The 24,680-nt window shown below is 62.2% G+C and carries 25 protein-coding genes; 8 read left to right on the forward strand and 17 right to left on the reverse strand.

All coding sequences use genetic code 11. The features are described 5' to 3' along the window. Nucleotides 1-25: 25 nt before the first annotated feature. The gene (locus tag ACLK1G_RS21940) at nucleotides 26-346 is read right to left on the reverse strand and encodes a hypothetical protein (RefSeq protein WP_420767324.1); all 321 of its coding nucleotides are present in this window, start codon (nucleotides 344-346) and stop codon (nucleotides 26-28) included. Between the two features lie 304 nt (nucleotides 347-650). Between ACLK1G_RS21940 and leuS the strand changes: the two genes are divergently transcribed. The 5 genes from leuS (at nucleotide 651) to ACLK1G_RS21965 (ending at nucleotide 6,770) form a co-directional block, all read left to right on the forward strand. Beyond that, nucleotides 651-3,257 (forward strand): leucine--tRNA ligase, encoded by a 2,607-nt coding sequence (gene leuS, locus ACLK1G_RS21945; protein ID WP_420767325.1) that lies wholly within the window; start codon nucleotides 651-653, stop codon nucleotides 3,255-3,257. 90 nt (nucleotides 3,258-3,347) lie between these two features. After that, nucleotides 3,348-3,953, forward strand: coding sequence for an LPS-assembly lipoprotein LptE (locus ACLK1G_RS21950; RefSeq protein ID WP_420767326.1), 606 nt, complete (start codon nucleotides 3,348-3,350; stop codon nucleotides 3,951-3,953). A 52-nt stretch (nucleotides 3,954-4,005) separates the two neighbouring features. Then, nucleotides 4,006-5,043, forward strand: coding sequence for a DNA polymerase III subunit delta (gene holA / locus ACLK1G_RS21955; protein ID WP_420767327.1), 1,038 nt, complete (start codon nucleotides 4,006-4,008; stop codon nucleotides 5,041-5,043). Between the two features lie 167 nt (nucleotides 5,044-5,210). Further along, the gene (arfA, locus tag ACLK1G_RS21960; protein WP_030140368.1) at nucleotides 5,211-5,375 is read left to right on the forward strand and encodes an alternative ribosome rescue factor ArfA; all 165 of its coding nucleotides are present in this window, start codon (nucleotides 5,211-5,213) and stop codon (nucleotides 5,373-5,375) included. 72 nt (nucleotides 5,376-5,447) lie between these two features. After that, nucleotides 5,448-6,770, forward strand: a complete 1,323-nt coding sequence (locus ACLK1G_RS21965; protein ID WP_420767328.1) for a lytic murein transglycosylase — start codon at nucleotides 5,448-5,450, stop codon at nucleotides 6,768-6,770. 112 nt (nucleotides 6,771-6,882) lie between these two features. Here ACLK1G_RS21965 and ACLK1G_RS21970 read toward each other — a convergent pair whose 3' ends face one another. From ACLK1G_RS21970 to ACLK1G_RS22030, 13 genes are all read right to left on the reverse strand, one after another. After that, nucleotides 6,883-7,821: a S66 peptidase family protein gene (locus tag ACLK1G_RS21970; RefSeq protein ID WP_420767329.1), complete on the reverse strand. Its 939-nt coding sequence runs from the start codon at nucleotides 7,819-7,821 to the stop codon at nucleotides 6,883-6,885. Nucleotides 7,822-8,636: 815 nt separating this feature from the next. Further along, nucleotides 8,637-9,659 (reverse strand): lipoyl synthase, encoded by a 1,023-nt coding sequence (lipA, locus tag ACLK1G_RS21975; protein ID WP_014340371.1) that lies wholly within the window; start codon nucleotides 9,657-9,659, stop codon nucleotides 8,637-8,639. A gap of 1 nt (nucleotide 9,660) precedes the next feature. Beyond that, on the reverse strand, nucleotides 9,661-10,308 hold the full coding sequence (gene lipB / locus ACLK1G_RS21980; protein ID WP_420767330.1) for a lipoyl(octanoyl) transferase LipB: 648 nt from the start codon (nucleotides 10,306-10,308) through the stop codon (nucleotides 9,661-9,663). Continuing rightward, on the reverse strand, nucleotides 10,308-10,583 hold the full coding sequence (locus tag ACLK1G_RS21985; protein WP_420767331.1) for a DUF493 domain-containing protein: 276 nt from the start codon (nucleotides 10,581-10,583) through the stop codon (nucleotides 10,308-10,310). The genes lipB and ACLK1G_RS21985 overlap by 1 nt, the downstream gene beginning before the upstream one ends. A gap of 82 nt (nucleotides 10,584-10,665) precedes the next feature. Further along, the gene (locus ACLK1G_RS21990; protein WP_420767332.1) at nucleotides 10,666-11,823 is read right to left on the reverse strand and encodes a D-alanyl-D-alanine carboxypeptidase family protein; all 1,158 of its coding nucleotides are present in this window, start codon (nucleotides 11,821-11,823) and stop codon (nucleotides 10,666-10,668) included. A 168-nt stretch (nucleotides 11,824-11,991) separates the two neighbouring features. Further along, a complete protein-coding gene (locus ACLK1G_RS21995) occupies nucleotides 11,992-13,017 on the reverse strand; it encodes a septal ring lytic transglycosylase RlpA family protein (RefSeq protein WP_420767333.1) in 1,026 nt (341 codons plus the stop codon). Next, on the reverse strand, nucleotides 13,017-14,027 hold the full coding sequence (gene mltB / locus ACLK1G_RS22000; protein WP_420767334.1) for a lytic murein transglycosylase B: 1,011 nt from the start codon (nucleotides 14,025-14,027) through the stop codon (nucleotides 13,017-13,019). The genes ACLK1G_RS21995 and mltB overlap by 1 nt, the downstream gene beginning before the upstream one ends. Before the next feature lie 17 nt (nucleotides 14,028-14,044). After that, nucleotides 14,045-15,148, reverse strand: coding sequence for a rod shape-determining protein RodA (gene rodA / locus ACLK1G_RS22005; RefSeq protein WP_045157031.1), 1,104 nt, complete (start codon nucleotides 15,146-15,148; stop codon nucleotides 14,045-14,047). Between the two features lie 31 nt (nucleotides 15,149-15,179). After that, nucleotides 15,180-17,075, reverse strand: coding sequence for a penicillin-binding protein 2 (gene mrdA, locus ACLK1G_RS22010; RefSeq protein ID WP_420767335.1), 1,896 nt, complete (start codon nucleotides 17,073-17,075; stop codon nucleotides 15,180-15,182). Between the two features lie 10 nt (nucleotides 17,076-17,085). After that, entirely contained in the window at nucleotides 17,086-17,553 is a 468-nt protein-coding gene (rlmH, locus tag ACLK1G_RS22015) for a 23S rRNA (pseudouridine(1915)-N(3))-methyltransferase RlmH (protein WP_003185785.1), read from the reverse strand. 9 nt (nucleotides 17,554-17,562) lie between these two features. Further along, entirely contained in the window at nucleotides 17,563-18,057 is a 495-nt protein-coding gene (gene rsfS / locus ACLK1G_RS22020; protein WP_420767336.1) for a ribosome silencing factor, read from the reverse strand. Nucleotides 18,058-18,128: 71 nt separating this feature from the next. Further along, nucleotides 18,129-18,800, reverse strand: a complete 672-nt coding sequence (nadD, locus tag ACLK1G_RS22025) for a nicotinate-nucleotide adenylyltransferase (RefSeq protein WP_162488984.1) — start codon at nucleotides 18,798-18,800, stop codon at nucleotides 18,129-18,131. Nucleotides 18,801-18,828: 28 nt separating this feature from the next. Beyond that, nucleotides 18,829-20,100, reverse strand: coding sequence for a glutamate-5-semialdehyde dehydrogenase (locus tag ACLK1G_RS22030; protein WP_420767337.1), 1,272 nt, complete (start codon nucleotides 20,098-20,100; stop codon nucleotides 18,829-18,831). Nucleotides 20,101-20,298: 198 nt separating this feature from the next. On the opposite strand from ACLK1G_RS22030, the gene ACLK1G_RS22035 reads away from it, so the two are divergent. Continuing rightward, entirely contained in the window at nucleotides 20,299-20,979 is a 681-nt protein-coding gene (locus ACLK1G_RS22035; RefSeq protein WP_420767338.1) for a DNA-3-methyladenine glycosylase, read from the forward strand. A gap of 45 nt (nucleotides 20,980-21,024) precedes the next feature. Further along, nucleotides 21,025-22,341: a bifunctional DedA family/phosphatase PAP2 family protein gene (locus ACLK1G_RS22040; RefSeq protein ID WP_420767339.1), complete on the forward strand. Its 1,317-nt coding sequence runs from the start codon at nucleotides 21,025-21,027 to the stop codon at nucleotides 22,339-22,341. A gap of 2 nt (nucleotides 22,342-22,343) precedes the next feature. On the opposite strand, the gene ACLK1G_RS22045 is transcribed toward ACLK1G_RS22040, so the two are convergent. The 3 genes from ACLK1G_RS22045 to ACLK1G_RS22055 are packed head-to-tail and all read right to left on the reverse strand — an operon-like array spanning nucleotide 22,344 to nucleotide 24,023. Then, on the reverse strand, nucleotides 22,344-22,934 hold the full coding sequence (locus ACLK1G_RS22045) for an LON peptidase substrate-binding domain-containing protein (RefSeq protein ID WP_420767340.1): 591 nt from the start codon (nucleotides 22,932-22,934) through the stop codon (nucleotides 22,344-22,346). Between the two features lie 10 nt (nucleotides 22,935-22,944). Continuing rightward, complete coding sequence (locus ACLK1G_RS22050) at nucleotides 22,945-23,661, reverse strand: LrgB family protein (RefSeq protein ID WP_420767341.1); 717 nt, start codon at nucleotides 23,659-23,661, stop codon at nucleotides 22,945-22,947. Next, a complete protein-coding gene (locus tag ACLK1G_RS22055; RefSeq protein WP_420767342.1) occupies nucleotides 23,658-24,023 on the reverse strand; it encodes a CidA/LrgA family protein in 366 nt (121 codons plus the stop codon). Before ACLK1G_RS22055 ends, ACLK1G_RS22050 begins: the two co-directional genes overlap by 4 nt. Before the next feature lie 189 nt (nucleotides 24,024-24,212). Here ACLK1G_RS22055 and ACLK1G_RS22060 point away from each other — a divergent pair, with 189 nt between their 5' ends. Further along, nucleotides 24,213-24,668, forward strand: a complete 456-nt coding sequence (locus ACLK1G_RS22060; RefSeq protein ID WP_420767343.1) for a MaoC family dehydratase — start codon at nucleotides 24,213-24,215, stop codon at nucleotides 24,666-24,668. The last annotated feature ends 12 nt before the right edge of the window (nucleotides 24,669-24,680 follow it).

Consider the following 24,680-nt stretch of genomic DNA (forward strand, 5'->3'; position numbering starts at 1 on the left):
AAAGCGACACGCGTGAATCCGGCCTTTACTTGAACTGCAGGGACCGGACCTTTACAGCATCCTTGTCGGGCGTCCGATCCTTGAGCCAGACAACCTTGGCCGATCGGGGCGCTTCGAGACGCTTGTTTGCCTGGGCCCCATTTGCTGAGGCCTGGTGCCCGGCCTGTTCAAGGTAAGCCTTGACCAGCTCGAACTCTGCGGGGCTCAGGCCTCGCAGTTCCAGCTCTGCCGGGCGTTCATCACGCAAGCGACCGGCGGTTCTTGCGGCGTCCAAGGCCATCCCCAGGCGATCGATCAGTTTTTCATACAACTCAGGTGTAGCGACTTTTCGTTGTGATTCAACCATCCCTCACCTCATTGAAGATAAGACTCACTCCCCATTCAGAAGCTTAGCTTCGCTGGGCAAACCGGCTGGACGCCGCGACCAACGGCCCAGAACCCCGGTCGTCGCCAATGGTCGGCAAAAGGCTCGGCAATGGTTGGGCAGCAATCAGGGTTTCCCTCGGCGGAGCGCGGTCATGTATGCTACGGCGCTTCCTGTAACTCCACTTCCAGCTTGGCTGGGCATCGAAAACGCCGCATTCGGCGTCATCTGCGTCCAGCATGGCAATGAAGAGGATTGGGCCACCCCATTCAGTACAAAAGTAGCCATGCACGAACACTACCAGCCCCGTGAAATCGAAGCCGCCGCCCAGTCGTTCTGGGACGAGCAAAAGTCCTTTGAAGTCAGTGAACAGCCAGGCAAGGAGACGTACTACTGCCTGTCGATGTTCCCTTACCCCAGCGGCAAGCTACACATGGGGCACGTGCGCAACTACACCATCGGCGACGTGATCTCCCGCTATCAGCGCATGCAAGGCAAGAACGTCCTGCAACCCATGGGTTGGGACGCCTTCGGCATGCCGGCGGAAAACGCCGCGATGAAGAACAACGTCGCCCCCGCCAAGTGGACCTACGAAAACATCGCGTACATGAAGACCCAGCTGCGCAGCCTGGGCCTGGCGGTGGACTGGTCCCGCGAAGTCACCACCTGCAAGCCCGACTACTATCGCTGGGAACAATGGCTGTTCACCCGCCTGTTCGAGAAAGGCGTGATCTACCGCAAGAACGGCACCGTGAACTGGGACCCGGTGGACCAGACCGTACTGGCCAACGAGCAAGTGATCGACGGTCGCGGCTGGCGCTCCGGCGCGCTGATAGAAAAGCGCGAGATCCCGATGTACTACTTCAAGATCACCGCCTACGCGGATGAACTCCTGGAGAGCCTCGACGAGCTGACCGGCTGGCCCGAGCAGGTCAAGACCATGCAGCGCAACTGGATCGGCAAGTCCCGGGGCATGGAAGTGCAGTTCCCCTACGACGTCGCCTCCATTGGCGAAGCCGGCACCCTGAAGGTCTTCACCACCCGTCCGGACACCTTGATGGGCGCCACTTACGTGGCCGTGGCCGCCGAGCATCCGCTGGCGACTCTGGCAGCGCGGAACAACCCCGATTTGCAGGCGTTCATCGCCGAATGCAAAGGCGGCAGCGTCGCCGAAGCCGACGTCGCCACCCAAGAGAAGAAAGGCCTGCCGACTTCGTTGTTCGTCGAGCACCCGCTCACCGGCGAGAAACTGCCGGTGTGGGTCGCCAACTACGTGCTGATGCACTACGGCGACGGCGCGGTCATGGCGGTGCCCGCCCACGACGAGCGTGATTTCGAGTTCGCCCACAAATACAACCTGCCGGTCAAGCCGGTCGTGCGCACCAGCGTCGGCGACCAGACACCAGCGCCTTGGCAGGACGCCTACGGCGAACACGGCGAGCTGATCAATTCCGGTGAGTTCGACGGCCTGGATTTCGCTGGCGCCTTCGATGCCATCGAAGTGGCCCTGATCAAGAAGAACCTCGGCGCCTCGCGCACTCAGTTCCGCCTGCGCGACTGGGGCATCAGCCGCCAGCGCTACTGGGGTTGCCCGATCCCGATCGTGCATTGCGACACCTGCGGTGACGTACCGGTGCCGGAAGATCAGCTGCCGGTGGTCCTGCCGGAAGACGTCGTACCCGACGGCGCCGGTTCGCCCCTGGCGCGCATGCCCGAATTCTACGAGTGCAGCTGCCCGAAATGCGGCGCACCGGCCAAGCGTGAAACCGACACCATGGACACCTTCGTCGAGTCCTCGTGGTACTACGCCCGCTACGCCTCGCCGCACTTTGAAGGCGGCCTGGTGGAAAAATCCGCGGCTGACCACTGGTTGCCGGTGGATCAATACATCGGCGGCATCGAACACGCCATTCTTCACCTGCTCTACGCGCGCTTCTTCCACAAGCTGATGCGTGACGAAGGCCTGGTGAGCTCAAACGAGCCGTTCAAGAACCTGCTGACCCAGGGCATGGTGATCGCCGAGACGTACTATCGTCGCGAAGCCAACGGTGCCTACACGTGGTTCAACCCGAGCGACGTCGAACTCGAACGCGACAGCAAGGCCAAGGTCATCAGCGCCAAGCTGATCGCCGACGGCCTGCCGGTGGAAATCGGCGGCACCGAGAAAATGGCCAAGTCGAAGAACAACGGCGTCGACCCTCAGTCGATGATCGACCAGTTCGGCGCGGACACCTGCCGCCTGTTCATGATGTTCGCCTCGCCACCGGACATGAGCGCCGAATGGTCCGACTCCGGCGTCGAGGGCTCGCACCGCTTCCTCAAGCGCGTCTGGCGCCTGGCCCAGGCCCACGTCACCCAGGGCCTGCCGGGCAAACTGGACGTCGCCAGCCTGAACGATGACCAGAAAGCCGTCCGTCGTTCGATCCACCTGGCGATCAAGCAGGCCAGCCACGACGTCGGCCAGAACCACAAATTCAACACCGCCATCGCCCAGGTGATGACGCTGATGAACGTACTGGAAAAAGCCGCCCAAGGCACCGAGCAGGATCGCGCACTGATTCACGAAGGCCTGGAAGCCGTGACGCTGCTGCTGGCGCCGATCACCCCGCACATCAGCCACGAGTTGTGGAATCGCCTGGGTCACGCTGACCCGGTGATCGACGCCCGCTGGCCGCTGGTGGACGAAAGTGCGCTGGTGCAGGACAGCCTGACCCTGGTCATCCAGGTCAACGGCAAACTGCGTGGCCAGATCGAAATGCCGGCCGCCGCCACGCGCGAAGAAGTCGAAGCCGCCGCGCGGGCCAACGAAAACGTGCTGCGCTTCGTCGATGGCCTGACGATTCGCAAAGTGATCGTCGTGCCCGGCAAACTGGTCAACATCGTCGCAAGCTAATTGGATCGGGCGTCCGGGCCAGGGGCCCGGCGCCGAATTTGACCTGCGGGGCCGCACGCTCGGCCCATGGGTTTCAAGGGGAGCAACAAGATGATCAAACGTAATCTGCTGGTTATGGGCCTGGCGGTCCTGTTGAGCGCCTGCGGCTTCCAGCTGCGCGGCACCGGCACCACCGAACTGGCCATCACCGAACTGGACCTCAGCGCGCGCGACGCCTATGGCGATACCGTAAAAGCGTTGCGCGACACGCTGGAAGACAGCGGCGTGAAAGTCTACAGCGGTGCGCCGTACAAGCTGGTATTGACCCGCGAACAGCAAAGCCAGCGCAGCCTGAGCTATGCCGGCGCCGGTCGCTCGGCCGAATACGAGCTCAACAACGTGCTGAACTATGAAATCCGCGGGCAAAACAACCTGGTGCTGCTGGACGACAAGCTGCAAGTACAGAAGGTCTACCTGCATGACGGCAACAACATCACCGGCTCCGACCAGGAGTCCAGCGAAGTACGCGAAGAAATGCGTCGCGACCTGGTACAGCGGATGATGCTACGCCTGCAACAACTGAGCCCGGCCCAGTTGGAGCAACTGCAACAGACCGCCGACGCCAAGGCCAAGGCCGAAGCCGAAGCGCTGGAAGCAGCACGCAAGGCGGAAGCGGAAACCCCGCAACAATCGCCTATGCAAATTCCTGCTCCATAAGCCTTGCGGGGCGCCTCGGTGCCCCGCTCGCCTTCTCTCCTGAACAGCGTCTATGAAACTGGCCCCCGCCCAACTCGGCAAACACCTGCAAGGCGCCCTCGCCCCGGTCTACATCATCAGCGGCGATGACCCGCTGCTGTGCCAGGAAGCCGCCGACGCCATCCGCTCCGCCGCTCGCCAACAAGGCTTCGACGAACGCCAGGTGTTCGCGGCCGACGCCAGTTTCGACTGGGGCACGCTGCTGCTGGCAGGGGCGAGCATGTCGCTGTTTGCCGAAAAACGCCTGCTGGAACTGCGCTTGCCCTCGGGCAAACCCGGTGACAAAGGCGCCGCCGCGCTGATCGAATATTGCTCGCGACCGGCCGAAGACACGGTGCTGCTCATCAGCCTGCCGAAACTCGACGGCAGCGCGCAGAAAACCAAATGGGGCAAGGCGCTGGTCGAAGGTCCACAGACCCAGTTCGTGCAGATCTGGCCGGTGGATGCCAGCCAGCTGCCGAACTGGATCCGCCAACGCCTGTCCCAGGCCGGTCTATCGGCCAGCCAGGACGCGGTTGAACTGATTGCCGCCCGGGTCGAAGGCAACCTGTTGGCCGCCGCCCAGGAAGTCGAAAAGCTCAAGCTGATGGCCGAGGGCGGCCAGATCACCGTGGAAACGGTGCAGGCCGCCGTGGCTGACAGCGCCCGCTTCGATGTCTTCGGGCTGACCGACGCAATCCTCAACGGCGAAGCCGCTCATGCCTTGCGCATGCTCGAAGGCCTGCGAGGCGAAGGCGTCGAACCTCCGGTGATCCTCTGGGCCCTGGCCCGGGAGCTGCGGCTGCTGGCCAACCTGTCGCTGCAATACAGCCAGGGGGTGCCCCTGGACAAGGCCTTCAGTCAGGCTCGCCCGCCAGTGTGGGACAAGCGCAAACCGCTGATGAGCAAGGCGCTGCAACGCTATTCCGCGTCACGCTGGGCCCAATTGCTGCTCGAGGCCCAGCGCATCGACGCGCAGATCAAGGGCCAGGCCGCCGGCTCGCCGTGGATGAGCCTCAGTCGGTTGTCGTTGTTGATGGCCGGACAACGACTCCCTTTACCCGCGGAATAAACCTCTTTTCCAAGCAACAGACTTTTTGTGTCAAGCATGATTTTGTGGCGAGGGAGCCACAATCCCCTCGCCATCTTGAAATTTCCTACGCAATGCAGGGACTGGACAAAACCCCAGTCCTGTCCCATGATTTCCCCCCGCACAACCACCCCACGAGAGATCCAATCATGAGCAAAAAGCCATCCAGGCATGGCCCCAACAAAGCCAAGTCCATCGTCGCCCAACCCCTGTTCCGCAGCCGCCAGGAACGACCCGCCAAGGGCAAAGGCAGCTACCGCCGCGAAGCCTTCCAGTCTGACAACTGGGAGGCTTCTTGCTTTCTGGCGGCATGAAACACCTGGACAAGCCCTACAGCCCTTTCGCATGTTAAGGTCAGCACCTGATTTGATTTTCTGGACCCCTGAATGCCCTTCTGTCTTCCCCGTGGTTGGCCTTTGCGCCAATTGATTGCCGCCACAAGCGTTGTCCTGCTGGTGGCCTGTGCAGAGAAACCCACCGCCGCCGACGCCCAACCGCTCCAGACCGCTCCCGTCGTGACAGCGCCGGCTATCGTGCCGCCTGTCGTGCCTACCGGGGACGACCTGGCCATCGTGCCCACCCAGACCTTTGCCGAATGGCAAGCCGGGTTCCGCAAGCAGGCATTGGCCGCCGGGATTCGAGCCGACCTGTTCGACCGCGCCTTCATCGGCGTCAGTCCGGACATGAGCGTGATCAAGGCCGATCGCAGCCAACCTGAATTCACCCGGCCGGTGTGGGAATACCTCGACGGAGCGTTGTCGCCTCTGCGGGTACGCAAGGGCCAGGCGTTGGTCCAGCAGCACGCCGATATCCTGCAAAGCATCGAGCAACGCTATGGCGTCGATCGCGCGGCGTTGGTGGCGGTGTGGGGCATGGAGAGCAATTTCGGCCAGTTCCAGGGCACCAAGTCGGTCATCAACTCCTTGGCGACCCTGGCCTATGAAGGACGACGCCCAGGTTTTGCCCACGCACAACTGATCGCCGCGCTGCAGATCCTGCAACAGGGCGATATCACGCCAGAAAAAATGCTCGGCTCCTGGGCCGGCGCCATGGGCCAGACCCAGTTCATTCCAACCACCTACAACACCCATGCGGTGGACTTCGACGGCGACGGCCGCCGGGACATCTGGGGCAGCTCTACCGACGCCCTGGCCTCGACCGCGCATTACTTGCAAAGCTCCGGATGGCAGCGCGGCCAGCCGTGGGGGTTCGAGGTGCGGCTGAAGGAAGGCTTCGACTATCCGCTGGCCGACGGCTTGATCCGCAAGCCCGTCGCCGAGTGGCTGCAACTGGGTGTAAGCCTGCCCAACGGCGCCCAGCCGCCGGCCGGCTCCGAACATTTGTCGGCAGCCCTGCTGTTGCCCGCGGGCTATCGCGGCCCGGCGTTCCTGGTGCTCGATAACTTCCGTGCAATTCTCAAATACAACAACTCGTCGTCCTATGCATTGGCGGTCAGCCTGCTGTCCGAGCGTTTCAGCGGCGCAGGGCTGATTGACGGCTCATGGCCAAAGGACGACTTGCCCCTGAGCCGCAGCGAACGCATCGAATTGCAGACCCTGCTGGGCAAACATAATTACGACGCTGGCAACCCCGACGGCATCATCGGCGCCAATACCCGCAAGGCGATCCGCAGCGCCCAGCAGTCGCTTGGCTGGCCGGCGGATGGGTATCCGACGCACAAATTGCTGGAGGCGTTGCGTAACCGTTGAAGCCGCTTATGGCGCAGTATCGCCATCGCGAGCAGGCTCGCTCCCACAAGGTCCTTGGAAAGCCTGTGGGAGCGAGCCAGCTCGCGATGACTGATTTGCAAACGCTGAATAACTAGCGGCTGACCACCACATCCTGCCCCAACACCAGCCTCTTCTCCCCCGCATCCAGCGTCACCAACGCCCCCATGGGCAACGTCAGGTTCGGATCACAGTGCCCGCTGCGCCAACCCGACAACACCGGGATGCGCAACGGCGCGAAGGTCTGCTTGAACAAGCGATTCAACGCCTCGACGTCCACACCCGCCACGTCTCCCAACAGCACTCCTCGCAATTTGGCCAGGGTTCCCGCCAATCGCAGCTGGGTGAGCAGGCGATCGATGCGGTAAAGTGGCTCATTGACGTCCTCCACCAGCAGGATCACCCCTTCTGCGTCGATTTCGTAGGGCGTGCCCATGGTCGCGGCAATCATCGACAGATTGCCCCCCAGCAAGCGACCGTGGGCGATGCCCGGTTCGACTGTGGTCAACGGATACGCTGCCGGATGGCTCAACACGTCACCGGCCTTCAATTGCCCGCGTAGCAGGCTGAAGAATGAGGTAATGGTCGATGGCTCCTTGTCGCCCAGCAGGTCGGCATTGAGCAAGGGGCCGTGGAAGGTGACGAAGCCTGCGTAGCGGCTGATGGCCAGGTGCAGGGCTGTGATGTCGCTGTAGCCTACGAATGGCTTGGGGTTGCCTTTCAAGAGGTTGAAGTCGATGCGATCGAGTAGACGGGGGGTGCCGTAGCCGCCGCGCAGGCAGATGATGGCTTTGACTTCTGGATCGGCGAAGGCGGCGTGGAGGTCGTTGAGGCGTGTTTCGTCGCTGCCGGCGAGGTAGCCGTTCGTTTCGTAGACGCCTGGGAAGATGCGCAGTTCGTGGCCCCTTGCGCGCATCCATTGGATCGCTTTGTCCGTGTCCAGGGGGGCGGGGCCGGCGGGGGCGATCACACCGATCAGGCCTTCGGGTGGGAGGGCTGGGACGGGGTGATGTGGGGTTAGGGTGTGGACCATGGGTTTTCCGATTTTTAGATCGTGTGAATATCCGTTTCTGCGGTAACGGCGGCTTATGGTTCCGCTCTTACAGCGGGTCACTTTTGGAAAGAGCGCCAAAAGTAACCAAAAACGCTCCGCCCCACCACTCGGCACCTCGCCTAGGCTCGGCGTACCCTCACTCCGGCATTGCTCCGTGGGCCCGCCGCGAAGGGCCATCCATGGCCCAGCGCGGCTATCCCGGCATCCATGCCGGGATACCCACTGCGCAATGCCTGCGTTCGGCCAGCGTGGTTTAACGGGGCGCCAAGATCAAGATCAAGATCAAGATCAAGATCAAGATCAAGATCCAAAGCAAGAGCGACACAAAATTCATATGCGCCGCAAACTCCTGTGGGAGCGAGCTTGCTCGCGATGAGGCCGGCACATTCGGCATAACCGCAAACTGACACATCGCTATCGCAAGCAAGCCCCCCACAGAAGAAACGCGCTCACCAAAAAACAGGTCGGCCTAAAGGCCGCCTCGCTTTTGCTTTTGCTTTTGCTTTTGATCTGAAACGCCCCGTTAACCACGATGGCTGAACGAAGGTATTGTGCAGTGGGTAACCCGGCATGGATGCCGGGTTAGCCGCGCTGGGCCATGGATGGCCCTTCGCGGCGGCCCACGGAGCGATGCCTTCGTTCAGGCATGCCGAGCCTAGGCGAGGCACCGAGTGGTGGGGCAAAGCCTTTTTGGTTACTTTTTTGGCGTCTGAAAAAAGTAACCCGCCGTAAGGGCGGAACCATAAGCCGCTATCACACAATAACGGATCTACACACCACCCAAAGCTAAAAGATCAGGACCCCAGAAGCTCAGCCTTGACCAACTTGGCCTGCTCATCAGCATGATACGAAGAACGCACCAAAGGCCCCGAAGCCACATTCTTGAAGCCCATCTTGTACCCCTCCTCAGCAAACCAGGCAAAGGTATCCGGGTGCACAAAACGCTGCACCGGCAAGTGGCTGCGCGAAGGTTGCAGGTACTGCCCCAAGGTCAACATGTCGATGTCATGCTCACGCATGCGCTTCATGACTTCGATGACTTCCTCATCGGTCTCACCCAGGCCCAGCATCAAGCCGGACTTGGTCGGAATATGCGGCATCATTTGCTTGAAGCGTTGCAGCAGGGTCAACGACCACTGGTAATCCGAACCCGGACGCGCGGCCTTGTACAGGCGCGGCACGGTTTCCAGGTTGTGGTTGAACACATCCGGCGGCTCGGCGGCGGTGATTTCCAGGGCGATGTCCATGCGGCCGCGGTAGTCCGGCACCAGGGTTTCCAGTTGGACATTCGGCGACAGCTTGCGGATTTCGCGGATGCAGTCGGCAAAGTGCTGGGCACCGCCGTCACGCAGGTCGTCGCGGTCCACCGAGGTGATGACCACGTACTTGAGCTTCAGGTCAGCGATGGCGATGGCCAGGCTTTCCGGCTCGTTGGTGTCCAATGGCTTCGGACGGCCGTGGCCGACGTCACAGAACGGGCAGCGACGGGTGCAGATGTCGCCCATGATCATGAACGTCGCGGTGCCGCCGGAGAAGCACTCGCCCAGGTTCGGGCAGGAGGCTTCTTCGCAGACGCTGTGCAGCTTGTGCTTGCGCAGCAGCGCCTTGATGCGGTCGACTTCCGGAGAGACCGGGATGCGCACGCGGATCCAGTCGGGCTTCTTCGGCAATTCGGTGGTCGGGATGATCTTGACCGGGATGCGTGCAACCTTCTCGGCGCCGCGCAGCTTGACGCCGGCCTCTACCTTGGCACGCGGGGCCGGACGCTCGGTGACGTCCAGCGTCGGGATCATGGTTTGCACTGCATCAGTAGTCATATCAGTCGATTCCGCCCGTGAGGGTCGTCTGCTCAGCATAGTCGAGGTGTTTGACGAGCTGCGCGCGCAGCCGGGCACTTACCTCGGCAAATTCAATCGATCCTGTGTGATCGCGCAGCTGGGTCATCGCCAGCCCTGCGTAGCCACAGGGATTAATCCGTCGAAACGGCTCAAGATTCATGTCCACGTTCAACGCCAGGCCGTGAAACGAACAGCCATGGCGGATCCGCAGCCCAAGGGAGGCGATCTTCGCCCCGTCGACGTACACGCCCGGCGCATCGGGCTTTGCCGCCGCGCTTACGCCGTAGCTGGCGAGCAAATCGATCAGGCACGTTTCCATGCGGGTGACCAGCTCGCGTACACCGAATCCCAGCTTGCGCACATCCAGCAACAGATAGGCGACCAGTTGGCCGGGCCCATGGTAAGTCACCTGCCCGCCCCGGTCGACCTTCACCACCGGGATGTCGCCGGGCAACAACACGTGCTCGGCCTTGCCCGCCTGGCCCTGGGTGAACACCGGTGGGTGCTCGACCAGCCAGACTTCATCGTCGGCGGTGGTACCGCGTTCGTTCGTGAAGCGTTGCATGGCATGCCAGACCGGCTCGTAAGCCATCGTGCCCAGCTCGCGAAAGCCCAGCGTGCCCGGCATCACAACACCATGTGCACGAAACCGGTCGCTCGCAGCTCGCTGTTGATGTCGTAGAGCTGTTCCTGGCCGGTGGCAATGATATGCAGCTGGATGGTCGTGTACTTGCCGTTGGTACTCTGGCGCTCGGCCAGGGTCTTGAGGTCAACGGTGGCGTGCTTCTCAAGGATCGCGACGATCTTGTCCTTGAAGCCCACACCGGTGTCGCCGATTACTTTGATCGGGTAGTCCTCGCAAGGAAACTCGATCTTTGGCGCCTTTACTTCGGAGTCTGTCATGGCGTAACGGCCTCGCAAGCCGTGGTAACGAACATGGCCCCGTGCCGGAAAGGAACGGGGCCATGCAGGTCAACACTTGAAATCAGTTGAACAAGCCGTAGAAGAATAGACGGATGCTATCCCACATGCGGCGGAAAATACCACCTTCCTCGACCGCATCCAGCGCGATCAGGTCGGCGCTGTGCACCACTTTGTCGTCCAGTTTGACTTCGACCTTGCCGATGACGTCACCCTTGGCGATCGGCGCGGTCAGTTGCGGGTTCATGGTCATGCTGGCGGCGAGCTTCTTGAGCTGGCCTTTAGGCAAGGTCATGGTCAGGTCCTGGGCCAGGCCGGCCTTGACCTGGTTGGTGGCGCCTTTCCAGACCTGGGCCTGGGCCAGTTCGGTGCCCTTCTGGTAGAAGGTCTGGGTTTCGAAGAAGCGGAAACCATAGGTCAGCAGCTTCTGGGTCTCGGCGGCGCGGGCCACTTCGCTGTTGGTGCCGAACACTACGGCGATCAGGCGCATGCCGTCACGAACGGCCGACGACACCATGCAGTAACCCGCTTCCTCGGTGTGGCCGGTCTTCAGACCGTCGACAGTCTTGTCGCGCCACAGCAGCAGGTTGCGGTTGGGCTGCTTGATGCCATTCCAGAAGAACTCTTTCTGGGAATAGATGGCGTAGTGCGCCGGGTCTTCATGAATGATCGCCCGCGCCAGGATCGCCATGTCGTGAGCCGACGAATAATGCTCCGGGTTCGGCAGACCGGTCGGGTTCATGAAGTGACTGTTGGTCATGCCCAGGTCGGCCACGGTCTTGTTCATCATGTCGGCGAATGCGTCTTCACTGCCGGCGATGTGCTCGGCCAGGGCGACGCTGGCGTCGTTGCCGGACTGGATGATGATCCCGTGCAGCAGGTCGCTGACGGTCACTTGCGAACCGACCTTGATGAACATCCGCGAACCGCCGGTGCGCCAGGCATTCTCGCTGACGGTCACCGGATCGTTTTCACCGATCTGGCCACGACGGATTTCCAGCGTGGCGATGTAGGCCGTCATCAGCTTGGTCAGGCTGGCCGGTGGCAGACGCTGGTCACCGTTGTTCTCCACCAGCACCTCGCCGCTGCTGGCATCCATGAGCACAAAGGATTTGGCGGCCAATTGAGGCGGCGCCGGCATCATCTCGACCGCGAACGCGGCCGGTGAGAGAAGCAGCGGGACTAGCAGGCAAAGGCGTTTGGCAAAGGTGGTGATGTTCATCCGTCTCTCGAAATCGCTAATGGAAACTGCCCGGAGGCAATACTAAACAGGCAGCTTTCTAACGGGCCGCCGCGCACTTAAGTTGCTCACTCACAACCCTTGCCGGGCTTTTGTTATTCATCGAGCCAACAACCTGACCCGCCCAAACCACAAGCGGGCCTCAATCAATTATTCAGCGGTGACCAGGCTCGGCGAACCGAGATTGGCCAGGCGCACGCTGTTCTGTACCTGCTGGACCTCACCCGGAGAACCGATCGGCCCCAGGCGCACCCGATGCAGTGTCTGCTGGTTGCGCACGATCGAGCTGATGAACACCGGCGCGCTGACCATCGAGCTCAGCTTCGATCTCAACAGCTCTGCAGCGTCCGGGTTGGCGAACGCGCCCACTTGAAGATACTGGCCAGACGCTGTTGCAGAAGCGTTTTTTTTTGCGTCGATCTGCACGGGCACCACGGCCGCCGCATGCTGCTGCGGCGGTGGGGTCCATTGCTCGACCGTGCCGGTGGAAGCCGTCACGGTTGGCGCGGCATTCTGCGCTACTTTTGGCTCGTTGAGCATCAAAGGCGCCGGACGGCCGCGCTGGGCCCACCATTCCTGCGGATCGATGCCCTCGACTTTTACCCGCGCGGTGCCAGTTTCAGCGTAACCGAGCTTTTTCGCCGCCGCATACGACAAGTCGATGATGCGATCGGAATAGAACGGCCCACGATCGTTGACACGCAGGATCACCGTCTTGTTGTTGTCCAGGTTGGTCACCCGCACATAACTGGGCAGTGGCAAGGTCTTGTGGGCCGCGCTCATGCCATAGAGGTCGTAGACCTCGCCATTGGCGGTGTTCTGGCCGTGGAACTTGGTGCCGTACCAGGACGCCGTGCCCGAGGCGACGTAGCGCTTGGATTCAGCCATCGGGAAATAGGTCTTGCCCAGCACCGTATACGGGTTGGCCTTGTAGGGGCCGGTGTGCAGGGTCGGCGTCGCGTCGGGAATGCGCGAGACATCCACGTCCCACCACGGCGCGCCGTCCTTGTGGGCCCGGTTGATGTCCAGGCCTGGCGTGGCGCGCACGACGTTGGGGCTTTTCTGGGTGGGTGCGCGGCTGGTCGAACAACTGACAACCAGTAACGACAGCGCCGCCAATGCCACCAGCTTGAGGGGCCTGGCTCTCAGGGGTTGATAGGTAGGCAATGCCTGCATTATTTGACGCCCCGTGCTTTGACCAGCTCTTCAGACAGTTGATATACAGCCATGGCGTACATCACGCTGCGGTTATAACGCGTAATCGCGTAGAAATTCTTCAGGCCCATCCAATATTCAGGGCCCTGCTCGCCTTCCAGGCGCATCGCGGTGACGGACATATCGTCACGCAGCGCATCATGACTCGACCAGCCCAGCGCTCGCAACTCCCCGACGGTTTTCGTCGGCTCGATCCCTTCGGTCAAGCCCTCGTCAACCTGCTCGCCGCGCACGTCGGCACGGCTGACCACCGGCTCGCCGGCTTCCCAGCCGTGGCGCTTGAAATAACTGGCAACGCTACCGATCGCATCGGTCGGGTTGGTCCAGATATTGATGTGGCCATCACCGTCGAAATCCACCGCGTAGGCGCGGAAACTGCTGGGCATGAATTGTGGCAGGCCCATGGCTCCGGCGTAGGAACCCTTGAGAGTCAGCGGATCGACCTGCTCTTCGCGGGCCAACAGCAGAAACTCGCGCAGCTCCTTGCGGAAGAACTCGGCGCGCGGCGGATAATCGAAGCCCAGGGTCGACAATGCGTCGATGACCCGGAAATTGCCGGTGTTGCGGCCAAAGAAAGTTTCAACGCCAATGATCGACACGATGACCTGGGCCGGCACGCCATATTCCTGCTCGGCGCGAGCCAGGGCCGCCTCGTGCTGACGCCAGAAGTCCACGCCCCGGGCGATACGCGCCTCGGTGATGAACATCGGCCGGTACTCGCTCCACTGCTTGACGCGCTCGGCGGGCCGGGAGATCGCATCGAGGATCGACTGCTTGCGCTCGGCCTCGCGGAACACCCCCATCAGCTGCTCGCCGGCAAACCCGTAGTCGCGGGTCATCTCACCGACGAATTCGGCCACTTGCGGCGAGCCTTCGTATTCGCCCGCCAAGGCATGCGGCGCACAGCCCAGTAAGCCGACCAGGCCGACCCACGGCGCATATCGCGTCGACCAGCCACGCATTGCTTGCATTGAACTCTTCACCTTATTCAAACCTGCGCGATCCATTTGCGATGCGTATGAATCGACATCAAAACCCCAAACGCTGACAGTAGCGTCACCAGCGAAGTTCCTCCGTAGCTAATGAATGGCAACGGCACCCCCACGACCGGCAACAGGCCACTGACCATACCGATGTTGACGAAAACATAAACAAAAAAAGTCATGGTCAGGCTGCCAGCAAGCAATTTGCCGAACAGGGTCTGGGCCTGGGCGGTGATCACCAGGCCTCGCCCGATCAGCAGCAGATAGATCAGCAGCAGCACGCAGATGCCTACCAGGCCGAACTCCTCGCCCATCACGGCAATGATGAAGTCGGTGTGGCTTTCCGGCAAAAAGTCCAGGTGCGACTGGGTGCCCATCAGCCAACCCTTGCCGAACACCCCACCGGAACCGATGGCGGCCTTGGACTGGATGATGTTCCAGCCGGTGCCCAGCGGATCGCTTTCCGGGTCGAGGAATGTCAGGACGCGTTGCTTCTGGTAGTCGTGCATCACGAAATACCACATGGCCACCGACACCGGCACGGCGGCGGCGATCACGCTGAGGATCCAGCGCCAGCGCAACCCGCCCATGAACAGCACGAACGCGCCGCCGGCCAGGATCAGCAGCGAAGTGCCCAGGTCCGGCTGGCGCACGATCAGGATGAACGGGATACCGATCAGCAACAGGCTGATACATACATGCTTGAGTTGCGGCGGCAACGAGCGCTTGGCCAGGTACCAGGCAATGGTCGCCGGCATGATGATCTTGAGAAATTCCGAGGGCTGGAAACGGATCACCCCGGGGATGTTGATCCAGCGGGTGGCGCCCATGGCGTTATGACCCATGATGTCCACCACCACCAGCAACCCCACGCCGACCACATAGGCCAGTGGCACCCAGCGCGCCATGAAGCGTGGTTCGAGTTGGGCGATGACGATCATCGACACCAGGCCGATGCCGAACGAGGTGGCCTGCTTGGCCAGCAGGTCCCAATTCTTGCCGCTGGCTGAATACAGCACGAACAGGCTGCCGGCCGCCAGGGTCAACAGCAGGATCAGCAGCGGACCGTCGATGTGCATGCGCTGCAGCAACGTGGCGCGACGGCGCATCACATCTTCGCTGGAGAGGATGCGGTCGAAATTATTCTTCACGGGCCGTAGCCTCCGCGCTGATCGGGCTTGCGAATTCGGGCTTGAGCTGGCCGTGCTCATCCAGCAGCCAGGCGTCCATGACCTGGCGCACCACCGGCGCGGCGACACCAGAACCGGACTCACCGTTCTCGACCATTACCGAGACGACGATCTTCGGGTTATCGGCCGGCGCGAAACCGACGAACAAGGCGTGGTCGCGGTGGCGCTCCTGGACCTTGGAGCGGTCGTACTTCTCACCCTGCTTGATGGCCACGACCTGGGCGGTCCCGCTCTTGCCGGCGATCCGGTATTGCGCACCGATGGAAGCCTTGCGCGCCGTGCCCCGGGCACCGTGCATTACCTGTTGCATGCCGATGTTGACCTTCTGCCAGTCCGATGGATTGCGCAGGATGATGTCCGGCACCGGGTCCGGATCCACGGGCTTCTGGCCCTCGATGGTCTTGGCCAAGTGCGGGCGATACCACTTGCCCTTGCTCGCCACCAGAGCCGTGGCCTGGGCCAGTTGCAACGGCGTGGCCTGCATGTAGCCCTGGCCGATCCCCAGGATCAAGGTTTCGCCCGGGAACCAGGCCTGTCGGCGTGTCGCGCGCTTCCACTCCCGAGACGGCATCAGGCCCGGCGATTCTTCGAACATGTCCAGGGAGACTTTCTGGCCGAGACCGAACTTGTTCATGTAGGACGACAACCGATCGATCCCCAGCTTGTGGGCCAGGTCATAGAAATAGGTATCGTTGGAGCGCATGATCGCCGTTTCCAGGTCCACGTAGCCGTCACCGGTGCGGTTCCAGTTACGGTACTTGTGGTCGTAGTTCGGCAGTTGGTAATAACCGGGGTCATAGACCCGGCTCGATGCAGTGACCACGCCGGCATCCAGCCCGGCGATCGCCACGGCCGGCTTGATGGTCGACCCCGGCGGATACAGGCCGCGCAGCACGCGGTTGAACAGCGGCCGATCGATGGAATCGCGCAGCTCGGCGTAGGCCTTGAAGCTGATGCCGGTGACGAACAGGTTCGGGTCGAAGCTTGGCTGGCTGACCATCGCCAGGACTTCGCCGGTGCTGGGGTCCAACGCGACCACGGCGCCACGCCGTCCGCCCAGCGCCGCTTCGGCGGCTTCCTGCAACTTGATGTCCAGGCTCAGGACGATGTCCTTGCCAGGAATCGGGTCGGTGCGCTTGAGCACCCGCAACACCCGGCCTCGGGCGTTGGTCTCGACTTCCTCGTATCCCACCTGGCCGTGCAGCTCGGCCTCGTAGAAACGCTCGATACCGGTCTTGCCGATATGGTGGGTGCCGCTGTAGTTGACCGGATCGAGGGTCTTGAGCTCTTTCTCGTTGATCCGTCCCATGTAGCCGACCGAGTGGGCAAAGTGCGGCCCTTGCGGATAATGCCGCACCAACTGCGCCACCACCTCGACACCGGGCAGGCGGAACTGGTTCACCGCGATCAGCGCGATCTGCTCTTCGGTCAGCTCGAACATGATCGGCACCGGCTCGAAGGGGCGCCGGCCCTGGCGCATGCGCTTCTCGAAAATCGCCCGGTCCTCAGGTGTCAACTGCAGCACCTCGACGATCACGTCGAGGACTTTTTGCCAGTCGCCAGAGCGCTCGCGGGTCATGCTCAGGCTGAAGCTGGGCCGGTTATCGGCCACCACCACGCCATTGCGGTCGAAAATCAGCCCTCGGGTCGGCGGAATCGGCTGTACGTGGACGCGGTTGCTCTCCGAGAGGGTCGAGTGATACTCGTACTGGATGACCTGGAGGAAATACAGCCGCGCGATCAGCACGCCGATCAGCGTGACCACGGCGATAGCCCCGAACACGACGCGGCCCCGCACCAGACGGGCGTCTTTTTCGTGGTCCTTGATGCGGATCGGCTGAGGCATGAGGGCAGGATTACTTGTGATAAGGGTGCCCGGACAAGACTGTCCAGGCACGGTACAACTGTTCACCGATCAGGATCCGCACCAGTGGGTGCGGCAACGTCAGGGGCGACAACGACCAGCGCTGATCGGCCCGCGCACAGACTTCAGGCGCCAGCCCTTCCGGGCCACCGACCATGAAATTGACCGTGCGCGAATCCAATCGCCAGCGATCGAGCTCCACCGCCAGTTGCTCGGTGCTCCAGGGCTTGCCGTGGACTTCGAGCGTGACGATCCGCTCGTTCGGCCCGACCTTGGCCAGCATGGCTTCGCCTTCCTGGCGGATGAAACGCGCCACGTCAGCGTTCTTGCCACGGGTATTGAGCGGAATTTCCACCAGTTCCAGGGCCAGCTCGGACGGAAGACGCTTGGCATATTCATGCCAGCCTTCTTCCACCCACTTGGGCATGCGAGAACCGACGGCGATCAGGCGCAGTCGCACAGCGATCCCTTATTGCTGGTCTTTGTTGAGCTTGGTGAAGTGCTCATGGGAGTTTTCCGGGCTGTGGTGCGCGGCACTGGCCGAACGGCTCTGCTCGGCGCCTGCCCACAGGCGTTCCAGGTCGTAGAACTGGCGCGCCGACGCGGTCATCATGTGAACGATGACATCGTCCATGTCCAGCAGCACCCAGTCGCTTTCGCCCTTGCCTTCTTCGCCCAACGGCTTGGCGCCTTGCTTTTTGACTTCTTCGCGAACCTTTTCCAGCATCGCATTGATCTGGCGATTGGAGGTACCGGTGGCGATGATCATGTAGTCGGTGATGCTCTGCTTCTCGCGAACGTCGATCACCTGGATGTCCTGGGCCTTGACGTCTTCCAGGGCCGCCACGGCCACCTTGACCAGCTCTTCGCCGGTCAGCGCCACGCCGGCGTGTGCTTCTACCGGCAGCGGGGCGCTCTTGAAGGTGCCCTTGCGCTTAACTTTGTTCAGGTCTTTGTCAGTCATAGAAAACTCGTTTTGCTCATGTGTTCGGGTGCTCGGTACACGTGGATTCGTGTCGGCGGAGCACGCCTTGTTCAGTTCGACGCACGGTACAGCCCGTGCGCATCGATGTAGGCCAGGACCGCGTCGGGCACCAGGAAACGTACCGACTTACCGCTGGCCAGCAGTTGACGGATCTGGGTGGCGGATACCGCGAGCGGCGTCTGCCAGACGAATGCAATCTGTCCGCTCGGCCCCTTGAGGGCCAGCGGGTCGCTCACCGAGCGCGCCGCCAGCAGGTTGCGCAAGGCATCCGGCGGTTCGCTGTCGGCATCCGGGCGTTGCAGCACCAGGATGTGGCAATGCTGGAGCAACTCTTCCCAGCGATGCCAAGTGGGCAGGCCGCAAAAAGCGTCCCAGCCCAGAAGCAGAAAAACCTGGGCATCAGCGGCCAGTTCGGCACGCATCAGCTCCAGGGTATCAATGGTGTAGGACGGTTTGTCCCGCTGCAATTCGCGGGCATCCACCACCAACGGCGCCACGCCGGCCACCGCGCACTCGACCATCGCCAGGCGATCCCGGGCCGACACCTGCGGCGTGTCCCGATGAGGCGGCCGGGCGCTGGGCGTCAGGCGCAACTCATCGAGGGCCAGCGCGTCGGCGACTTCCAGCGCACCGCGCAGATGGCCGATGTGCACCGGGTCGAATGTGCCACCCAGGATACCAATGCGCTTTGGCGCGATCGCCGTCACAACGGGCATCGTCATAGAGGCCAGTGGGTCGAGGTCGCCCAAGTCAGGCCGGCTCCTGTCCGCGCAACTGGCCGTCACCGACCACGATGTACTTCTCGCAGGTCAGGCCTTCGAGGCCCACCGGACCGCGGGCGTGCAGCTTATCAGTAGAAATGCCGATCTCGGCACCCAATCCGTATTCAAAGCCATCGGCGAAGCAGGTCGGGGTGTTGATCATCACCGAAGCAGAGTCCACTTGCGCCACGAAACTCCGGGTTTCGCCCTGGTGTTCGCTGACGATGGCGTCGGTGTGATGGGAGCCATGACGGTTGATATGCTCGATCGCCTGGTCGAGCCCATCGACCACGCGGATCGACAGGATCGGCGCCAGGTATTCGGTATCCCAGTCTTCTTCCGTGGCCGCAACGGCCTCGATGATTGCCCGCGTGCGCTCGCAACCACGCAGCTCGACGCCTTTTTCGCGGAACTGGGCAGCCATCGACGGCAGGAAATCCTTGGCTACGGCCTGGTCCACCAGCAGGGTTTCCATCGCACCGCAGATGCCATAACGATAAGTCTTGGCGTTGAAGGCAATGCGCTGGGCCTTCGGCAATTCGGCGTGGGCGCTGACGTAGACATGGCAGATGCCGTCCAGGTGCTTGATCACCGGCACGCGGGCGTCGCGACTGACGCGCTCGATCAGGCCCTTGCCGCCGCGGGGCACGATGACGTCCACAAACTCGGGCATGGTGATCAGCGCGCCGACCGCGGCGCGATCGGTGGTTTCCACCACTTGCACGACGGCGGCCGGCAGGTTGGCTTCGGCCAGGCCACGCTGGATGCAGGCGGCAATGGCGCGGTTGGAATGGATCGCCTCGGAACCGCCACGCAGGATGGTCGCGTTACCGGACTTCAGGCACAGGCTCGCGGCGTCGATGGTCACGTTCGGCCGCGACTCGTAGATGATCCCGACCACGCCCAGGGGCACGCGCATCTTGCCGACCTGGATACCCGATGGCCGATAGCTCATGTCGCGGATCGCCCCGACCGGGTCCGGCAGTGCCGCGACCTGGCGCAGACCGACGATCATGCCGTCGATGCGCGCCGGTGTCAGCGCCAGGCGTTCGAGCATGGCCGGCTCCAGACCATTGGCCCGGCCAGCGGCCAGGTCCAGCTCATTGGCGGCGGACAACTCGGCGCGAGACGCGTCCAGCGCGTTGGCGGCGGCCTGCAAGGCGCGGTTTTTCTGCGCGGTGCTGGCACGGCCGATGACGCGCGACGCTTCGCGGGCGGCGCGACCCAGGCGGGTCATGTAGTCAAGAACGGACTCAGTCATGGTCTGTGTGGTCTTGGCAAAGAGGAAAGCGGCAGATTATAGCTGTCGTAACCCTCGACTAACAGCATGGACTCACAGCGGTGACCGGCGGAGGCGCAAAACAGCCATCGAACGCGAATGTTTCCGTGAATGTTCAGCGGTAATTAAGCTTTCCATTGTTATCATCGCGCTACTTTTGGCCTTACTTCGTCCATCGACATGACCGAATCGCCTTCCGTACCCATCGCTTTGCCACACGCTTTTTTTGATCGCGACGCCCAGGTGCTCGCCCGGGACCTGCTGGGCAAGGTCATTCGCCACAAGGTCGGCAGCCTGTGGCTCAGTGCGCGGATCATCGAGACCGAAGCCTATTACTTCGCCGAGAAAGGCAGCCACGCCTCCCTGGGCTATACGGAAAAGCGCAGGGCGTTGTTTCTCGATGGCGGCCACATCTATATGTATTACGCCCGGGGCGGCGATTCACTGAATTTCAGTGCGCAAGGCCCGGGTAATGCGGTGTTGATCAAGTCTGCGTATCCCTGGGTGGATGCCATCAGCGGCCCGGACAGCCTGGCGCGGATGCTCCTCAACAACCCCGACGCCCAAGGCCGACCACGCGCGCCACAAAAGCTGTGTGCTGGCCAGACCTTGCTGTGCAAGGCCCTGGGCCTGAAAGTGCCGGACTGGGACGCCAAACGCTTCGACCCTGAACGGCTGCTGGTGGAAGATGTGGGCGTGCCAACGGTGAATGTGATCCAGACCACTCGCCTGGGCATTCCACTGGGACGAGACGAACACCTGCCCTACCGCTTCGTCGATGCCGCCTACGCGCAATGGTGTACCCGCAACCCGCTGCGGCGCGGACAGGTCGAGGGCCGGGATTATGTTTTGCTGTCCTGAACACAACGCCGTGCATGCCCATCAATATTCAATGGAGTTGTCTTTATGGGCCAATGGCTCGATAGCATTACCGGCTGGCTGACCGTCAACCCGCAATGGCTGGCGGTGGCGGTGTTTGTCGTCGCTTGCGTTGAATGCCTGGCCATTGCCGGGTTGATTGTGCCGGGCACGGTGTTGTTGTTCGCCATCGCGGTGCTGGCCGGCAGTGGGGCGCTGTCCCTGGGCGAAACCTTGCTGCTGGGCCTTCTCGGCGGATTGCTGGGGGATCTGGTTTCGTACTTTCTCGGACGGCATTTCCACCAGAACATCCGGCGCCTGCCGGGGCTGCGACAACATCCGGAATGGATGAGCGCAGCGGAAAGCTATTTCCAGCGCTACGGTATCGCCAGCCTGCTGGTGGGGCGTTTCATCGGCCCGCTGAGGCCGATGCTGCCGATGGTGGCCGGGATGTGCGACATGCCGTTCCCACGCTTCGCGGTCGTCAGCGTGGTGGCGGCGGCAGGCTGGACCGTTGCCTATCTCCTACCCGGCTGGGCCACCGGAGCGGCGTTCCGCCTGCCACTGCCCGAAGGCTTCTGGCCACAAGCCGGCGTCGTCATCGGCAGCATCGCGGTGATGCTCGGCCTGAGCGTCAACAGCAGCCTGCGTCGTCACCGTCATGCCTCGGCAATCATCGCGGGTGTTGGCCTGGCCATCCTGATCGGCCTGTTCACTGGTTTTCGCTACCTGACGGCTTTCGACCAGGGCCTGATTGCCCTGGTCCAGGAACATCGCAGCGCAACGCTGGATGAAATCGCCGTGACCTTCACGCTGATCGGCGAATTCCGCTACATGCTGATCTTCAGCGCCCTGGTTACCGGACTGTTGTTATTGGGACGCCAATGGCGCCAGGCAATCTTTGCCGGGGGCGCGATGCTGCTCACGGCCCTGGCCAACACCGGCTCCAAACTGTTTTTCGCCCGCGTGCGCCCTGAGATCCTGAGCGAACCGTTGACCAGCTACAGCATGCCCAGCGGCCATGCTTCTGGCGCATTCGCGCTGTTCCTGACCCTCGCCGTGCTGGCCGGCCGGGGACAGCCGCCGCGCCTGCGCTTGACCTGGCTGCTGCTAGGCGCATTGCCGGCCCTGGCCATCGCCCTGTCGCGGGTGTACCTCGGTGCGCATTGGCCGAGCGACATCGTTGCCGGCGCCATGCTCGCCGCCACCGTCTGCGCCGCCGTCCTGTGGCTGACCCAGCGCCAGGAACCGCTGCGCGCCATGTCGCCAAGAGTCTGGTGGCTGGTCCTGCCGGCGCTGTTGGCGGCCTTCAGCTTCTTCGCCCTGCGGCACCTGCCGCATGCGATGTTGCGGTATGCCTATTGATGTCAGGCAAACAGTTCGCCCTGTAATTCATCCAACAGCGCTTGGATCGCATCCAGCCGCTGTTGCGGGTCGTCCAGTTGCAGGAGGTCGATCTTGTCCAGTTCATTGAACGGCAGCAGATAGGCCAGCTGATTGGCGAGGGACTGTTGGCCCTTGGCTTCGGTGCCCATGTTCAGCGCCTCGACCATCGGGTGTTCGGCGAGGGCCTTGAGCAGCGCCACCAGGTCGGCATCTTCATCTTGCAACGGTTGTTCCGGCTCGTCCTCCAGCCACTCGACCTGCGCCACGGTGAGCTGATCCGCCTGGACGCTGGTGCTGTGCACCAGGAAACGCCGTGCGCCTTGCACGCGGATCCCCAGCAGACCGTTTTCCTGCTGGGAAAAATCGGTGATCAGCGCTTCACACCCGACCCGCGCGTAGCCATCGGGCGCAATGCCGACTTCCTCGCCATCGAGGATGCACACCACGCCAAAACCTTCGCCTTTTTTCATGCAGCGCCCGATCATGTCGAGGTAACGCGCCTCGAAGATTTGCAGATCAAGAGTGCAACCGGGGAACAACACAGTGTTCAACGGGAACAGCGGCAAGCTCATAACCCATTCCTTAAACAGTCATCGACACCACCAGCGGCAGCAGCACCGCCGTGGCCACACCCATCAAACTCATCGCCAGGGCCGCGAAGGCGCCGGTCTCCTCGCTTTCCTGCAACGCCACCGAGGTGCCCACCGCGTGGGCGGTCAGGCCCAGGGCCATGCCCCGCGCTTCAGGGCTGTGGACACCCAATCGGGTCAAAATACTCGGCCCCAGGATCGCCCCCAGCACACCGGTGATCAGCACGAACACCGCCGCCATGGCCGCCACGCCGCCAATCTGCTCGGCCACCAGCATGGCGATCGGCGACGTCACCGACTTGGGCGCCATGGTCATCAAAATCATGTGCTCGGCGCCAAACGCCCAGCCCAGCACCACCGCGGAACCGGTGGCGAACACCCCGCCTACCACCAGCGTAGTAAAAATCGGCCAGAACAATTGGCGGATTCGCCGCAGGTTCAAGTACAACGGCACCGCCAAGGCCACGGTTGCCGGCCCCAGCAGAATGCTCAGGATCTCGGTGCTCTTGCGGTACTCGGCGTAACTGATGCCGCAGCCCACCAGCACGGCGATCAACACCAGCATCGACATTAATACCGGCTGAAGAAACACCCAGCGAGTCTTCTCGAACGCCGCCAGCACCAATTGATAGGCGCCCAGGGTAATGCCGATGCCGAACAGCGGGTGATGGATGACCGAGGTCCAGGCGCCTTGCCAATCGAACATCATGGGGCGTCCTCCGGCTCGACACTGTGGCGCCGGGCCAGGCGCTGCATCATCACGCCCGTCAACGCCACCGAAAGGACCAACGACAACACCAGCGCACCGACAATCGCCCAGAAATCGGCCGCGATCGCCCGGGCATAGACCATCACCCCAACCGCCGGCGGCACCAGCAGCAACGGCAGGTAGCGCAACAGGCTGCTGGCGGCCAGGTTCAACGGCTCGCTGACTTCGCCGCGAGTGATCAGGTAGCCCAGCATCAGCAGCAGGCCAACGATCGGCCCCGGCAGGATCGGCAGGAACAAATGGTTGATGGCAGTGCCCAGCAATTGGAACAGCACCAGCCAGGTCAGGCCCCGTAGCAACATCCGCTCTTTCCCCCGCAACACGTGTTCAAAGAATGCGCCGGCATTATAAGCACGCCCACGCTATGGTTCGGCATTCGTAAAAAGCATGGTCGATGACCTTCCCGGTCGGCCATGTTGATCTACAGTGGTTCTCGGGGGCGCAGACCCCCGTTCCATAAAAGCAGGACAGATGAACCAAGGAGAGTCTCAATGCCCTACGTTCCCGTTACAGCGCTCAAGGATTATGTCGGCAAGGAACTGGGATGTTCCGACTGGCTGATCATCGACCAGGACCGCATCAACCTGTTCGCCGAAGCCACCGGCGACTTCCAGTTCATCCATGTCGACCCGGTCAAGGCCGCGCAGACCCCGTTCGGCAGCACCATCGCCCACGGTTTCCTGTCGCTGTCGCTGATGCCCAAATTGATGGAAGACATCCTGATCCTGCCCGAGGGTGTGAAGATGGTCGTCAACTACGGGCTCGACAGCGTGCGCTTCATCCAGCCGGTGAAGGTCGACTCCAAGGTCCGGCTCAAGGTCGATCTGGTGGACGTGACCGAGAAAAAACCTGGCCAATGGCTGCTCAAGGCCACCGCCACGCTGGAAATCGAAGGTTCGGAAAAACCGGCCTACATCGCCGAGCCACTGTCGCTCTGCTTCGTGTAGACCCTCGCGGTC

Origin of the sequence: Pseudomonas algeriensis (assembly GCF_048847255.1) — a bacterium.
Classification (GTDB): domain Bacteria; phylum Pseudomonadota; class Gammaproteobacteria; order Pseudomonadales; family Pseudomonadaceae; genus Aquipseudomonas.